Source organism: Shigella sp. FC1661 (assembly GCF_001712525.1).
GTDB lineage: Bacteria > Pseudomonadota > Gammaproteobacteria > Enterobacterales > Enterobacteriaceae > Escherichia > Escherichia coli.
In genome coordinates this window covers 1-657 of record NZ_MDGW01000426.1, presented here as the reverse complement: position 1 = coordinate 657, position 657 = coordinate 1, and the positions used below count along the sequence as shown (strand labels likewise).

At 51.1% G+C, this 657-nt stretch carries 1 pseudogene; it reads right to left on the bottom strand.

Going from position 1 to position 657, the window contains the following annotated elements:
- Positions 1–571, bottom strand: a pseudogene (gene istA / locus BFF42_RS19490) (IS21-like element IS100 family transposase); the annotation flags it as partial.
- Between the last annotated feature and the right edge of the window lie 86 nt (positions 572–657).

The window sequence follows — 657 nt, the reverse complement described above, 5'->3', positions numbered from 1 at the left end:
CCACAGTTTTCATATTGTCATACAACACTTCGCGCGGCACACCACCAAAGAAGCGGAACGCATTACGATGGCAGGTCTCCAGCGTGTCATAACGCATATTGTCAGTGAATTCGATGTACAACATTCGGCTGTATCCGGGAACAGCAACGAACACGTGAAGCGGTGAGCGACCATTACGCATAGTGCCCCAGTCAACCTGCATCTGTCGTCCGGGTTCAGTTTCGAACCGAACGGCAGGCTCCTGCTCCTGAGGAACCGAGAGAGAACGAATGAATGCCCTGAGAATGGTCATTCCGCCACGATATCCCTGGTCTCTGATCTCGCGAGCGATTACCGTTGCCGGGATTTTGTAAGGATGAGCATCGGCGATGCGTTGACGAATATAATCCCGGTATTCATCCAGGAGTGAAGCAACAGCAGGTCGCGGCGTATATTTTGGCGGCTCAGATTTTGCCTGCAAATAACGTTTAACGGTATTGCGGGAGAGCCCCAGTTCTCTGGCAATCGCCCGGCTACTCATTCCCTGCTTGTGCAGGATTTTAATTTCCATAACTGTCTCAAAAGTGACCATAAGCTCTCCTGAATCAGGAGAGCAGATTACCCCCTGGATCTGATTTCAGGCGTTGGGTGTGGATCACTATTGCACCGTTCGTGACA